We start from the raw sequence: 14,815 nt of genomic DNA, 5'->3' as shown, positions 1-14,815 counted from the left end.
ACGATATAGTCAACCCATGCAGAAAAATAGTCGTCGACATCCATCGCCCGTGAGGAATCAATGCAACGGCAGCTACCCGTCACGCTCAGCCTCGGGCGACAATGTTGGCGTGCGCGCCGAAAGCCTACGCCAAATGAACCTATCCGTGGTTCTACGCCAAGTTCTCACCGAGGCCGGAGATATCACGCGCGCTGCAATCTCCTCCAACACTGGCATTACTCGTGCAACAATCTCGCGCCTCGTCGACGAACTCATCGACTGCGGGTTCGTCCTCGAGATCGAACCCGTTGCTGCAACAGGAAGAGGCAGGCCCGCTAACCGGCTGATTCCGGCCCCCGGAAAGGCAGTTGCCCTCGGCCTAGATATCAAAGTCGGTTCACTCAGTGCGATAGCCGTCGATCTGACAGGAAATGTCTTGGCTGTAGCACAGATCAACGACGATCTTGCAGGAAGCGACCCCCATGCGACGGTTGAACGCCTGGGTAACATGGGTCGCGAACTCCTGGAAACTCACCTACCCGAGAACGCCATCTTCCTGGGTTCAGGCATCAGCTTGCCAGGCCTCGTCTCTGAAGACTCTCTTGCCCTCGCACCCAACCTTGGCTGGCGCGATCTCCCTCTATCCGAACTGCTCGAACCTATTGCTGATCTCAACCCACAAGTGGTTGCTAACGAAGCCGACCTAGCAGGGTCTGCTGTCGCCACCCCTAAACCCGGAGTCCCTTCCGGACCAGGCACTTTCATCTACGTTTCCGGAGATGTCGGCGTCGGTGCGGGAATCTTCGTCAATCACCAACCTCTTATTGGCGCCGCCGGATGGTCTGGCGAAATCGGGCATATTTGCGTCGACCCCCTCGGTCCCACCTGCTCATGCGGAGCTACAGGATGTCTCGAAACCTTCCTCGGCACGCGCGCCCTGGGTAGACGATCTGGCCTCGGCCCGCAAGTACCGCCCCAGCAGATCCTCGACGCTGCACATAACGGTTCGATCACTGCGCAAAGGGCCCTCACCGAGGCCGGAACCGCACTGGGCAGAGCACTATCAGCAGTCATTAACTCCGTCGATATCCACTTGGTTTTGCTGGGTGGGCATGTTGCCCAGTTATCCGAAGCACTCATTGAGCCAGCAACAGCAGAAATCAGGACACGTGTCCTGCATTCAAGCTGGTCGAACCCGCAGATACAGACCCTATCGGACTCTTCAACACTGCCGGTAACCGGCGCCGCCCACCGGGTCCTCCAACAACTCGTCGACGATCCACTGAGGTGGATGGACGTGGAAGCGGACTGAGAGCGTATTCAGCCCGTCGAAACGACCACACCCACACCGTCTCATGCGTGTCACTTCCTTAAGACATGGGCTCTCTTGAACTCATCGAGAATCGCTTACAACCACAACGACAAAAACATCTTTTGACCCGCACAACGAAGCACTGAATCATCAAAGTAGCACTAAGCTTGCTTGGACAACAAATCCAGGCTATCTCGCCTAAATGCTGCTACTTTTTGCCGATACCTTCAAGATCCTCGACTCGTGATCATCCTTCATCACCATCACTCGACAACAACGCGTACGTCCTCGCCAGTCCCATCCAATGCGAAGACCACACCATCACCATCAGCACGATCCGCGCCCCGCGCCTCGTACTGCCCGGCGAAACCCGACACCCGCACGCACCCGTGCCCGTCGGTGCGCACCCGAGTCGGCGGCACCCACCACTCCCCCTTGACCAGGCGGCGCAGCGCGTCGAAGGACGGCTTGGGCTCGCCGGCCGCATCGACCAGCCCCACCGGAGCGCCCAACCACGCGCCCGCATCCGTGAATCCCCAATAGGTCACCGCGTCAACCGCGGGATGCCCCACGAGCGTGCGGTAGTGGCGCTCCACCTCGTCCGCCTGGCGGGCCAGGCCCTCGGGCGTCGACGGCCACGACTCCACCTGGTAGTCGTTGAGGTCCTCGATGTGGGCGGGCATGAGGTCGCCCGACAACAGCGTCGTCTCCGTCATGTGCAGGGGCAGGCCGAAGCGGGCGAAGCGCTCGAGGACCTCCAGGGTCTTCTCCTCACCCCAATAGCCCTGATGCATGTGACTCTGCAGGCCCAGGGCGTCGAACTCGATGCCCGCGTCCAGGCACTCCTCGATCAGCCGCTCGTACGCCGGCGACATGTTGAAGTCGTTGAGCAGCAGCTGCACGCCGGGGTTGGCCTCGCGGGCGGTCTGCACGGCCAGGCGCACGGTCTCCACGCGGCCGCGCGCCTGGCACAGCCGGGTCAAGCCGTTGTCGTACTTGTCGAAGACCGGCATGATGACGACCTCGTTGATCGCATCCCACAGGTCGACGACCCCGGAGAAATCGGTGACCTCGCGCGTGATCCGCGAGCGCACCGCCGCCTCAATCTCATCCACCGACAGGTCGAGCAGCCACTCGGGAGCCAGAGTGTGCCAGGCCAGCGGGTGACCCTTCGGGGTGGCGCCGTAGTCACGGATCCACCGGGCGGCACGCAGGAACCGGGCGGTGTCCGGGCGGCCGCGTTCGGGCTCGAAGCCCGCCCAGTAGAAGGGCAGGGTCGCCATGTTGAACACGTCGAAGAAACGGTCCACCAGGTCGGCAGCCACCTGCGGCGAGGCCCCGCCGAAGACGGGGGTGTCGGCGTCGGCCTCGTCATTGGCCAGGCCGATGAAGTCGAAACCGATGTTGCCGAATCCGAAGGCGTGGCTCTTCTGCTCGATGATGACGTCCCGGTCGGCCAGGGGGAGCCCGTCGTGATCGGTGATCTGCACGGTGGCGGCCGCGTCGCGGTGGGCACAGGCGGTCTTCCATTCCAGTGAAACGGTCTGCATCAGATGCTCCTCTTCCCGCCGGGTCAGGCCCAGGCCTCGCGTTCGGTGATGATCTCGGCGCCGGTCGCCGCCGCCTCCTCCACGGCGAGGGCCACCAGGTGGTCCTGGCAGGCGTCGGCCAGCGGGTAGGGGCCGGGCGCCTCGTCGCGCGCCCATGCGCCCGCCGCTTCGAGGAAGTCGGCGACGGCCAGGTCATCCTCAGACAGACGCGTGCCGATCCACCGGTTGCGGTAGACGACGCGGCCCTCCCAAGCGATGGACACCAGCTCGTTGCCCTCAAGGTTCATGTCGATGCCGGTGCGCCGGTAGGACAGCTCGGAGGTAACGACCCCATCGTCGGTCATGCGGGTGACCGTGTTGTCGACGATCTCCCCGCGGGTGCCGCGCACGAGGATGCGGCGCGACAGCAGGGGGTTCCACCACTGGTTGTCGACGAATTGGTAGAGGCCGGCGCGCCCGTCCCCGAAGTCGAGGATGCCGATGGTGGTGGCGGTGGGGCGCGGCCTCGGGTCGGGCCGCCATCCGTCGAATCCGAGGGGGTCGAGGAAGTCCGTGGTCAGCCTGTCGCCGCGCACGCGCACGGGACCGAAGCCGGCGCCGAGCAGGCCGCGCATGAGGGAAACCGCGTGGTACATGTGCGTGGAGGCGACCTCGGCGAATGATGCGGGGCCGATCGCTCCGGAGTCGACGACGGCCTTGCGCGCGGCGTGCCCGGGCATCAGCAGGTACTGCTCGGCCACCTGGACGAGGCCGGTGTCCCCCACCCGCTGCCACAGGGCCCGAAGGCCGTCGGCGTCGGGGGCGGGCGGGGTCTCGGCCAGGACGCGCACTCCCCGGTCCGCCAGGTCGGCGACGACGCCGGGCATCGAGTCCCAGGAGACGGCGGCGATGATGAAGTCTGGGCGGGCGGCGACGGCCTCGTCGATGCCGTCGAGGATACGCGCGCCCCACGCGGTGCGCAGTCGCTGGGCGACCTGGGGGCGGCGGGCCACCACGCCAACACATTCGAGGCGGTCGGGCGCGGCGGCGGCCAGGCGCAAGAAAAACTCGGAGCGCCAGCCGGCTCCGATGATCGCGAAGCGCACGGGTCCGGTCATCGGGCTCCCCCCGCGGTCGGCGCGTCGGCCCCCAGGCCCAGGGCGTCGAGCCAGGCGATCTGGCGCAGCCACTGGTAGGCCTCGCCGCCCTCGTGCTCGTTGTACGGGTAGACCTCGATATCGGCGCTCGGGCGCGCACATGCACCCACCTCCGGGGCGTTGGCGCCCCACGCGTTGCGGGCGGCGAACACGGTGGACGGCGGACACGTCGTGTCCAGCAGCGCCGTGGAGAAGAGTGCGGGAGCGCAGGCGCGGCGGGCCAGCAGGGCGCAGTCGAAGTAGGACAGGGTGCCCAGCACCAGCTCCTCGCGGTCACGGAAGACGTGCAGGTAGCGCACAACCTCCTCGTAGGGTGTGGCCGCGGAGATCGTCACCGCCCGGTCGATGTGGCACATGAAGGGGACGTCCGGCATGGCCGCGGCCACGCGGGGGTTGAGCGCCGCCGCGGCAATGGTCAAGGCCCCGCCCTGGCTGATCCCCTGGACTCCGATCCGCGCTTCGTCGACGACGTCCAACGAGGCGGCCGCCTCCACGCAGTGGTGGGCGTCGACGTACAGGCGCCGGTAGTAGTGGTCGCGAGGGTCCTCGATACCGCGGGTCATGAATCCCTGGTCGGCACTGCCCGAAGCACCCGGGTCGCCCGTGGAGCCGCCGTTGCCCCAGGTGCCGCCCTGGCCGCGCGTGTCCATGAAGAGGTGGGCGTATCCGGCGCTCGCCCAGTCCAGGTGGTCGACGGGCAGGCCGCGCCCACCGCCGTAGCCGTTGAATTGGACGATGGTCGGCAGGGGGCCCGAGGAGCCCGCGGGGATCGTCAGCCAGGCGCGGATCGGGTGGCCGCCGTAACCCGGGAAGGTGACGTCGTAGACGTCAAGGGTGCGCAAGGGCGTCGCGGCCTTCTCGACGCGCACGCCGGACGGGTCAAAGGGGTTATCGGCCAGGGTCTGCTCCCAGAAAGAGTCGAAGTCCTCGGGAGCGGCAATGTGAGGCGCGTAGCCACGCAGTTCTTCGGGACTCATGTCGAATCTAGGCATCATGACCTCCTCGTCATGCTCAGTGGATTCACGGCATCGGTCGCCCCCCATTCGGGGCGCGGCTCGGTCTACCGCCCTAGATGCGGGGCCGGGCTCATCGCCTCGGCCCCGCGGGGGGGGATTCAGATGGACTCGACGGTCACCGGGGTCACGAGGACGCGGCCCTCGTCCACGATCCGGCGCCCCTCGTCCAGCGTCACCGTCAGCGGCTCCACGCGGTCCTCAGAAGAACGTCCGGCGGACAGCTCGATCGAACCGCCCTCGACGATACGACGCATGTCCGCGCCCGTGAAGGAGAAGCGGTCGGCGTGCACGTCGAAGCTCACCCGCTTGGACTGTCCGGCTTCCAAGCGGATCTTGACGAAACCAATGAGCTGCTTGAGGGGGCGCACCACCTCAGCCCACGGGTCGGCGGCGTACAACTGGACCACCTCGTCAACCGCACGATCCCCCGTGTTGGTGACGGTGACGCGGTAGGTCACACGGCCATCCAGTGGCATGGATTTAGTGGACACTTCGGAGTCGGAGTATTCAACGGTCGTGTAGGACAGGCCGTGGCCAAAGGGGAACAGCGGCCTAGGATCGATGTTCGAGATACCCTCGGACTCCCAGCCCAACGGCGGCGCAAGGTAAGTGCCAGGCTGTCCACCACGCGTGTTCGGGATGGCGATGGGCAGTCTGCCCGACGGGTTGACCTCACCGGACAGCACCTGCGCGATTGCGTCGGCACCCTCGACGCCCGGCATGAACGCCTGGACAATGGCGGCGCAGCGGTCCGCGTACTCGCCCATCGCATAGGGGCGACCGGTGACAAGCAGGACGACGGTGGGCGTGCCTGTGGCCAGGACAGCGTCAAGCAGCTCACCCTGGCGGCCCGGCAGGCCCAGGTCGGCGACGTCACAGCCCTCACCGGAGGTGCCGCCGCCGAACATGCCGGCGATATCGCCGATGGTCACCAGGGCCAGATCGGCGTTGCGGGCAGCTTCAACAGCCTCGGCCAGGTCCTCGTCGGTGCCGTCCATGAAACCTGTGCCCGGGCAGAACACGGGATCGGCCGTGATCCCGCGCAGAGCCTCGGCCAGGTCCTTAATGGGCAGGCCAGTGCCCCGGTCCTCGAAGCGGGAGAGCACGTGGTTGGGGAAGGCGTAGCAGCCCATGAAGGAGCGCACGTCGGACCACACTGGGCCCACGACTGCGACGCGCGCGGAGGGCGCCAGGGGCAGGGCGCCGTCGTTCTTCAGCAGGACCACAGACTCGCAGGCCATCTGAGCGGCGATCTGCCGGTTAGACGGAGAGTCAAGGTCGCGCTCGGCGTCGACGGTGGGCTCCCACCCCTCGTCCAGCAGGCCGAGGCGCGCCTTCTGCACGAGGACGCGGCGCACGGCCGTATCGATGTGCTCGGTGGTCACCAGGCCGCGCTCGACGGCCTGGGCAAGGTAGTGGTAGCACGTGGTTTCGGGCAGTTCGACGTCCAGGCCCGCACGCAGTGCCAGGGCGCCAGCGGCAGCCGGATCAGCGGCAACACGGTGCATCTTCTCTAGGAAGCGCACCGACCAGTAGTCGGAGACAACAGCGCCGTCGAAGCCCCAGCGTTCACGCAGCACCTCAGTCAGCAGGTGGTAGGAAGCCGCTGCGGGCATCCCGTCAATGTCGGAGTAGGAGTTCATCACTGAGTCGACGCCACCCTCGCGCACTGCCATCTCGAAGGGCGGCAGCATGACGTCCTCAAGTTCGCGAGGACCCATAGACACGGGCGCATGGTTGCGGCCGCCGCGCGACGCCGGGTAGCCGACGAAGTGCTTGAGGGTGGCCATGACCCCGGCACCCTGCAGGCCCTTGACATAAGCGGTGCCGATCGAGCCGACCAGATACGGGTCCTCGCCGCAGGTCTCCTCGACACGACCCCACCGGTAGTCACGCACGACGTCGAGCAGGGGCGACAGGCCCTGATGGACGCCAACAGCCCGCATGTCCTCGCCGATGTTGGTGGCCATCTGTCCGATCAGTTCCGGATTCCACGTGGCGCCCCAAGCAATGGCGGCGGGGTACACAGTGGCTCGGTAGGCGGTGAAGCCAGTCAAACACTCCTCGTGGGCGATGGCGGGGATACCGAAGGCGTTGCGCGCCATGACGTCCTTCTGGGTGGCGATCATCTTCTCTGCGCCCTCGGCAACTTCGAGGGGATCCGTGCCCCAAATACGAGTCAGGTGTCCCAGCCCACCACCAGCAGCCTCATCCCATGAGAGGGAATCCGTTTTGAAAGCATTCTCCATGGGCGCAACCTCGTGCCCAGAGTCGGTGGGCTCGGGAGCGGGGACGGCCTCGCCCTCATCGCGCGCCCAGTACGAGCCAAGTTGGTGGATCTTGTCGTCGAGGCTCATACGAGCCATAAGTGCGTCGACCCGTTCATCAATGGGCAGGTCGGGGTTATTCCAGGTGTTCATCATGTCTCCGTGCAGCGTCAGCTGCGAAGTCGGGCTCCCGTGAGTCGAACGGGAAAGGTTATTTCGGGTGAAGGTCCCCATGCGCCTAGAAGGCATCCGGTGAATCCGCCAGCCGATTCAGTCGATAGCCAACGGGCGTCTAGGGTGCGAGCCTGTCCGAGGCCGTCGCGAGGGCCAACGCCCACATGGACGACAGCATCGTCAAGACACAACCACACGCGTTCATCCGCAGTATCGGCAACCGCGAACTTTTCAGTTTCACCCTGGCGGCACACCGTCGCCAGGATCGCACCGTCGTCCGTAACGCCGATACGCAGCCAATTGCGGGCATCCTGGACGATGCCGATTTCCAAATTGGAGGAAGCCGCATCGATGGCAGACACACTCATCGCACACTTCCAGTGCGCGGCAGGAACCCCGCAGAAATCTGCGCGATCCACATGCGCCCAATCGGCTCCGACAGGGCGAATCGACCCTCTGTACAGGTCAGCCACCTCAATCTCATGGGTACTGGGACCGCGATCCGGGCATACATCAACGAAGCTGCGTGTATACGGATCGATACCGTCGCGCACATCCACAGCATCAGGTACACGGCCAAGGCCGGGGGCGATAACGGGCCAGCCGTCCTCCCATGCCACCGGGCACAGGAAGGTCTCACGCCCAAGAAGATGGTGGTTGTCTCGCAGACGTACACCAAGCATCACTGCCCACCACGACCCATCGGGACGCTGGAATAGGTCAGCGTGTCCAATGTTATGGATCTGCGAACCGCGACCAAGATTGCGGTGCGTGAACACAGGGTTACGTTTGCATCCCTGCCACGGACCGGTGATGGACTGGGAGCGGGCGATGGACACGGAGTGTTCCTCGGCGGTACCTCCCTCGGCAGTCAGAAGGTAATACCAGTCCCCGATGCGGTAGATGTGGGGTCCTTCGGACCAGACAACTCCCTCAACAGCTCCGTGCCAAATTACCGTCTCATCACCTGTGAACACAGCTGCGTCTAGATCGACAGGACGGGTCCATATCTCGGTCTGTTGTTCCCACAGGGGATCGGCGGCTAGGCGAGTTCCTGTCCACCAGACTTGGCCGTCCTCGTCCTCGAAAACGTCGGGGTCAATACCACCGGCTCCGTCAAGGAATCGGGGTTGGGACCACGGGCCTTCCGCGCGGTCGGCTGTCATGACAAATGAACGTTCCGTCGTACCAACAACGGTTGTACACACCAGGACAAAACGACCACCGATGTAGCGCAGGGTCGGAGCAAAGATTCCCTGGGACTCGTGACCAAGGTTTAGGTCGAGGATCGCACTGTTGTCTTCAGTTAGAGCATGGCCGATGAGTTCCCAGGAACTCAGGTCAGTGCTAGCAAAAATCGGCAGACCCGGTAGCCATGTGAAACTGGAGTTCACGATGTAGGTGGTGTCCCCAACCTGGCAGGCCGAGGGATCAGGCGCAAGGCCGGGAATGATCGGATTACGCGCGGTCATCCCTTGACCGCCCCAGTTAGGCCACCCACGATACGCCTCTCAAAGATCGAGAAGAACACGAGGGCGGGGATCATCGACAGTGAGGTGAACGCCAACACCCTCGCGGTATCAACCGAATATTGGGAGGCGAACGCTTGGACACCCAAAGGCAGGGTGAACAAGGACTCATCGGACAGGACGAACAGTGGAAGCATGTAGGAGTTCCAGGAACCAATGAAAGCGAGGATTCCGGTAGTGATGACGCCAGGAGCCGACAGTGGCAGGACGATCTTCCAGAAGAAACCGAGGCGCCCGCAGCCGTCCAAGGCTGCTGCTTCTTCGAGTTCCTTGGGGATTGTGCGCAGGAAAGGCACGAGAATGATGACTGTGGTCGGCAGAGCGAAGGCAATGCCTGGCAGGATCACTCCCAGGAGGTTATTCGTCAGGCCGAGGCTCTTAATGAGGATGTACAGCGGCGTGATGGCAACTGTCATCGGGAACATCAATCCAGCGGCGAATAAGGAGTACATGGCTTCGCGGCCCTTGAAGGGATAGCGGGCGATGACAAAAGAGGCCATCATGCCAAGGATGACGACACCGACGGTGGTTGCTGTGGCGGCAACTGTCGAGTTGAGAATCTGTCGCCAGAACACGGGAGAGGCCATAACCTCGGTGTAATTCTCGATGACCCAGGGGTTGGGCATACCAGCCGGATTCTCTGTGATCTGTGAGTTCGTCCTGAAGCCGCCAATGATGACATAGGCGATGGGAGCGAGAATGGCGATGATAATGACAGCAGCAACGAAGTAGACGCCGGGGTTGGCCCATTCGGGCTTCGGCTCTTTGGCGCGTGTTGCCCGCGCAACGGTGGCAGCGCTCATTTTGTGCCTCCTGTCAGGGCCCCTTCGGTATCACGGCGAAGGACGAAGCGCTGGTACGACAGCGCAATAATGAGAGAAATAAAGAAGACGACGACGGCAACGGCGTTGCCGTATCCGTAATTCCCAGCAAGGCGACCGTTGATGACCATGTAGCTAGCCATTGTCGATGTTCCTGCGGTCGAAGCGATGTACTGGCCCCAAATGATGTAGACGAGGTCGAAGAGTTGAAGCGATCCGATAATGGACAGGAACGCCCACATACGGATGGTTGGTCCCAGCAGCGGAATAACGATCCGTCGTTGAATCTGCCACGAGGACGCGCCGTCGACCTTCGCCGCTTCGATCAGTTCTGTGGGGATGCCTTGCATTCCTGCGAGGAAGATAATGACTGCGAAACCCACGTACTTCCATGTGAGGATACCCATGAGGGTGAACATGGCGATCTTTGGATTAGCAATCCAGTCAGAAGCAAGAGCTCCTAGTCCAATGTCCTCGAGAATGCGGTTCACGCCACCCTGGCTTTGTAAAAGCAGAGACCATGCGGTGCCTGCGATAACTTCGGAAATGACGTAGGGAACGAAAATGAGGACGCGGATCACGGATTGTCCGCGCATCTTCTTATTGAGCAACAGGGCAAGGCCGAGTGCGGCGGGCCCCTGAAGCAGCAGCGAGGCGACGAGGATGATTGCGTTGTGGCCTAGGACTGCGTGGAACTCTGGGTCAGTAAGGATGGTGATGTAGTTCTTCAGGCCGACGAAGTCAGTGGGAACGCCGAAGCCCTTCCATTTGAAGAACCCGTAGTAGGCCGCCATGACGACGGGCAGGATGACGAAGGTGATGAATAGGAGGATCGCCGGGCCGGACAGCACTGCGATCTCAAGGCGTTCACGCCCGCCGATCGCCGATGTGGAACGGCCAAGGCCGCGGGAGCGCTTCGAGGCAGCTCCCGCGGCCTTGGATCCCCCGCGAGTGACGGGGGCAGTAGTCATGACCGGGTCACTCCTTAGCGGCGGCCGCTTCGACCGACTTGAGAACACCCGCGGCATCCGACTTTCCTGCGAGCATGTCGACGACACCGATGTTCAGCGAGTTGCCGACGTTCTGGCCTAGCAGTGTGTCCAGCCAGACGGAGATGTACGGCGCCTCATTGGTGGCTGCAAGAATGTCCTTGAGCGCAGGCTCAGTGACGACACCCTGGGCTTCCTGGTTTGCCGGGATGGTGTGGAAGGCGTCCGCGTACTGTTCCTGGTACTTCTTCTGCAGAACGAAGTTGAGGAAGTCTGCACATTCCTTGGGAGCTTCAGCAGCGCAAGAGAAGCCGTCGAGACCACCCATGAGGGCACCTTCTCCACCCTTGCCACCATCAACTGCGGGGAAGGGGAACCAGCGCAGGTCTGCCAAAGGCTTCTTGTCAGGCGTGAGGTCAGCGATGACACCAACGTTCCAAGCGCCCATAAGTTCCATGGCTGCCTTGTGGTTGGCCACCAGGCCGGCCGACGAGCCGGCTCCCTGCTGGGCGGAGGTGGTCAGGTATCCATCATTGAAGGGCTCGGTTGCTGCGAAGTCCTGGAGGTCTTGAGCAGCCTTGAGCCAACAGTCATCGGAGAAGTCGCCAACGGCGGAGTCCTTGATGAAGGTCTCCTGCGGGCACTCGCGCAGAGCGAAGAAATAGAACCAGTGGGCTGCCGGCCAGGCATCCTTGGCACCCAAGGCGATGGGCTGGATGCCGACGGCCTTGAGCTTGTCGATGGCGGCGCTCAGATCATCCATGGTCTTGGGTGTCTCGGTGATACCGGCCTGGGCGAAGAGCTCTTCGGAGTAGTAGATGCCGCCAGGCAGAACCGACGTGGGAACGCCGTACAGCTTGCCGTCGACAATCAGAGAGGACAAAGATCCTTCACCAACAGCCTTCTTGGTCTCATCGGTGATGAGGTCCGTGATGTCCTTGACCTGACCTGCGGCGATCATGTCGTTGAGCTTGCCACCGCCGCGCGAGAAGAAGATCTCGGGGGCGTCACCGGAGTTCATGGCAGTCTGAAGCTTGCCATCAAGCTCCTCGTTCTGAACAGCCTGGACGTTGACGGTGACTCCAGGGTTGGCCTCCATGAAGTCCGCGGCTGCACCGTCCCAGAAGGCCTTTCCATCACCGGTGGTGGAGTTATGCCAGAACTCGAGGGTGACATCGCCACTGCCCGAGTCGGAGGAACCTCCACCGCAGGCGGTGAGAGCCAATGCTGCGGTAGCGGCCAGCGCGGCCGCTCCCATGAGTCGTGAGTGTCGTTTCAACTTTGAAACCTCCATCGATTGTCGCGCCGATCACCACTGATCGAAACCTTTCGCGAATCAATCTAAACACTAATTAGTTTAAGTATGTGCAGATTTGTGTCAAGCGCTGAATATAACAATCTCTACACAATAACGAAACATTTCGCTACACTGTGCTTGGAGAAAAAATGACAACACCTAATGAATACCCGAAAAAACCGACACTCGACGACATCGCCGCAGCCGCACAAGTCTCGAAGGCAACGGTCTCAAAAGCCCTTAATGGGCGCCGCGACATCGCATACTCAACCCGCACACGCATCCTCAACATCTGCGAAGAACTTGGCTACCGACATACATCCAACACCGCACAGCAGCAACGCTCGATCGCGCTCGTCTCCGACAACCTGGCAACGACATACTCCCTTGAAGTCCTCAAAGGTGCCACGAACGCCGCAATGAGGGCCAACATCAACCTCAACCTTTCCCATCTGGCGTATGCAGCGATAGATAAACCTCAAGCTGAGCCATTAACTCCCAAATGGGCTCTTGGACAGCAACAGAACGGATGTATTGGTGTCATTACACTGACCACCGCAACGACTCTCGGCCTCGTCGAAACACTTCGCAACGCCCGACTCGCGCACGTTTCAATCGACCCAGCCACCCCACCGCCAACAGGCAGCGCATCCATCGGAGCGACCAACTGGAACGGTGGAGTCGAAGCCACCCAGCACCTTATTGAGCTCGGACACAAACGCATCGGTTTCATTTGCGGCCCCAGCGACTCAGTTCCTTCACGCGAACGCTTCGAAGGATATCGTTCAGCACTGCGCATGCACCATCTGCATTTCGATCCCGACCTCGTTGACGGCGACAACTTCACCTACGAGAACGGCCACGCGGTCGCTCAACGTCTACTTCGACTCCCTACAGCCAAACGACCAACCGCAATTTTTGCATCAAACGACATGGGAGCCCTCGGGGTCTACGAAGCCGCTCGCGAACTCGGATTGCGAATCCCCGAAGACCTGTCCGTTGTCGGCTTCGACGACACAAACCTTGCCCACTGGGCAACACCCCGACTCACAACCGTTCACCAACCACTCCACGACATGGGAGCCCGAGCCGTCGAAACGCTCATCGCTATCAACAACGGAAACTTACGCACGCACGGCGCACCCATCCAGCTCAGCACAGCTCTCATTATCAGGAACTCAACGGCGGCTCCACGCAACTAAGGTCAGCCAATACTTGATACATCAAGCAGCAGATCCGCCCCACTGTAAGGCCCTGCGCACCGCAGCCATGCCCACCACCGCGATCGTTAAAGCAATTGCAGCAAAACCGACGATCGTACCGAACCCTCCTGCGGATCCATACAAATCGATGAACTTCCCCGCAACAATGTTCGACACGGACATACCAATCACCCACATCGAACCTTGGAGTGCCATGCCTTCAGTGAAACGCGATGATGGAACAATAGCGAAGAAAATCTGGTTGATATTGACAATGGTAGGAGCCTGGAACAGACCAGCCACCAGCATGACGAGGCCAGCCTGAACCATCGAATCAACCATCACCAGAGCCGAACAGCTTAACGCCAACACCGTCAAACCAATATAGAAGCGAATCCACAGTGGGCTAACCCAATACTTCATGCCATACAAAAGAGCGCCGATCATCGAACCGCCCGAGAAACATGCCGTAATGAGCCCAGCCCACGGCCTCACACCCAACTCCTCAGCGAAAGCCACCACGGCAACACCGGTGGTGGATTGAAATGCTCCGTAAGCAACGAGGACAAGGAGAAGAGCAACGAAAGCTCCCGTCCATAGACGTGGAGTCGTCCCGCCCCCTCTAATACGGTCTTTTTCATCCACATAATGACCATCAAGAGCAGACTCAGCTTCGTTCTGACTATCGAGGTGTCGAGTGGGCGCAGGCTCAAAAGTCCGATCCCTAAACAACAGCCATAGGCCAAGGCTGACTGAAACGACACCAAAAGTGAGCGCTGCAACGGGTGAGACAACTGTTGCTAAGGCGGTTGCAATCGGAGTAGACAGAACCCACATGCACTCTTCAAGGACGGATGTCAGCGCCAGAGCGCTGGGCATTGTTGTCGGCTCATTACTCAGAGCTACACGCCAGCGGGCGCGAATCAGCGAGCCCCCCGGAACTGAAACTCCCAGAAGAATGACCGCACCAATGAGGAGCCAATACGGTGACCTCGTCACGAGGACGATCCCCAGGATCGCCATTGACGCACACCACAATGCTCCGACAATCAGACTGATACGTCGCTGCCCCCATCGGTCAATCAATCTGCCAACTCGTGGTCCAAAAATAGCTCCGGCGATTGACATGACCGCTGCCGCTATTCCCGCGCTCGAATAGTCCCCGTAGCCGTCGCGCGCTCCGATGAGTAGCGCCATCGAGATCATTCCGTAGGGAAATTGGATGATCACTCCGCCGATGAGGAAGCTTGCAATGTGGGGTCGCCGCAAGAGGTCTAAATAGACACTCAGACCATTAGTCGAAGACATCATTTCCTTGCCTTGACCGGGTTACAAAACCTCAAAAAAACTAACAATGTTTTTTGTTGCACAGATTAATATATTCATGAGTTTCGAAACTCGTCAACAACATTTCGCTCATTCAAGCTGACGTTGAAACAGATCTGGGGCATCCCTGCCGCTTCTCTCCCATTCTTCCCTCCCTGCGAGGGACGCCCATAAGTTTGTCGAGGGACGCACGTCTTTCTCGCGAGGGACGCACCTC

The 14,815-nt window shown here is 61.5% G+C and carries 11 protein-coding genes; 2 read left to right on the top strand and 9 right to left on the bottom strand.

The window, feature by feature from the left end:
- The first annotated feature begins 49 nt into the window (after positions 1–49).
- Positions 50–1,291 carry an ROK family transcriptional regulator gene (locus G439_RS0109540; protein WP_022868958.1) on the top strand — a complete coding sequence of 414 codons (1,242 nt, stop codon included), beginning with the start codon at positions 50–52 and terminating at the stop codon, positions 1,289–1,291.
- A gap of 263 nt (positions 1,292–1,554) precedes the next feature.
- Here G439_RS0109540 and G439_RS0109535 read toward each other — a convergent pair whose 3' ends face one another.
- The 8 genes from G439_RS0109535 to G439_RS0109500 form a co-directional block, all read right to left on the bottom strand.
- The gene (locus G439_RS0109535) at positions 1,555–2,841 is read right to left on the bottom strand and encodes an endo-1,4-beta-xylanase (protein WP_022868957.1); all 1,287 of its coding nucleotides are present in this window, start codon (positions 2,839–2,841) and stop codon (positions 1,555–1,557) included.
- Positions 2,842–2,864: 23 nt separating this feature from the next.
- Positions 2,865–3,938 carry a Gfo/Idh/MocA family protein gene (locus G439_RS0109530; protein WP_026459591.1) on the bottom strand — a complete coding sequence of 358 codons (1,074 nt, stop codon included), beginning with the start codon at positions 3,936–3,938 and terminating at the stop codon, positions 2,865–2,867.
- Positions 3,935–4,969 (bottom strand): acetylxylan esterase, encoded by a 1,035-nt coding sequence (locus G439_RS0109525; protein ID WP_026459590.1) that lies wholly within the window; start codon positions 4,967–4,969, stop codon positions 3,935–3,937. Before G439_RS0109525 ends, G439_RS0109530 begins: the two co-directional genes overlap by 4 nt.
- 122 nt (positions 4,970–5,091) lie before the next feature.
- Complete coding sequence (locus tag G439_RS0109520; RefSeq protein ID WP_051125762.1) at positions 5,092–7,416, bottom strand: glycoside hydrolase family 3 N-terminal domain-containing protein; 2,325 nt, start codon at positions 7,414–7,416, stop codon at positions 5,092–5,094.
- Between the two features lie 14 nt (positions 7,417–7,430).
- Positions 7,431–8,906: a glycoside hydrolase family 43 protein gene (locus G439_RS11850; protein WP_022868953.1), complete on the bottom strand. Its 1,476-nt coding sequence runs from the start codon at positions 8,904–8,906 to the stop codon at positions 7,431–7,433.
- Positions 8,903–9,766, bottom strand: a complete 864-nt coding sequence (locus tag G439_RS0109510) for a carbohydrate ABC transporter permease (protein ID WP_022868952.1) — start codon at positions 9,764–9,766, stop codon at positions 8,903–8,905. Before G439_RS0109510 ends, G439_RS11850 begins: the two co-directional genes overlap by 4 nt.
- Complete coding sequence (locus G439_RS0109505; RefSeq protein ID WP_022868951.1) at positions 9,763–10,755, bottom strand: carbohydrate ABC transporter permease; 993 nt, start codon at positions 10,753–10,755, stop codon at positions 9,763–9,765. The genes G439_RS0109510 and G439_RS0109505 overlap by 4 nt, the downstream gene beginning before the upstream one ends.
- Positions 10,756–10,762: 7 nt before the next feature.
- Complete coding sequence (locus G439_RS0109500; protein ID WP_026459589.1) at positions 10,763–12,052, bottom strand: ABC transporter substrate-binding protein; 1,290 nt, start codon at positions 12,050–12,052, stop codon at positions 10,763–10,765.
- Between the two features lie 167 nt (positions 12,053–12,219).
- Between G439_RS0109500 and G439_RS0109495 the strand changes: the two genes are divergently transcribed.
- Positions 12,220–13,272: a LacI family DNA-binding transcriptional regulator gene (locus G439_RS0109495; protein WP_022868949.1), complete on the top strand. Its 1,053-nt coding sequence runs from the start codon at positions 12,220–12,222 to the stop codon at positions 13,270–13,272.
- A gap of 21 nt (positions 13,273–13,293) precedes the next feature.
- Here G439_RS0109495 and G439_RS0109490 read toward each other — a convergent pair whose 3' ends face one another.
- Entirely contained in the window at positions 13,294–14,583 is a 1,290-nt protein-coding gene (locus G439_RS0109490; protein ID WP_083940858.1) for an MFS transporter, read from the bottom strand.
- Positions 14,584–14,815: the final 232 nt, after the last annotated feature.

It is taken from the genome of Schaalia vaccimaxillae DSM 15804, assembly GCF_000420425.1.
Taxonomy (GTDB): domain Bacteria; phylum Actinomycetota; class Actinomycetes; order Actinomycetales; family Actinomycetaceae; genus Pauljensenia; species Pauljensenia vaccimaxillae.
This window is presented reverse-complemented; position numbering and strand designations above follow the sequence as displayed.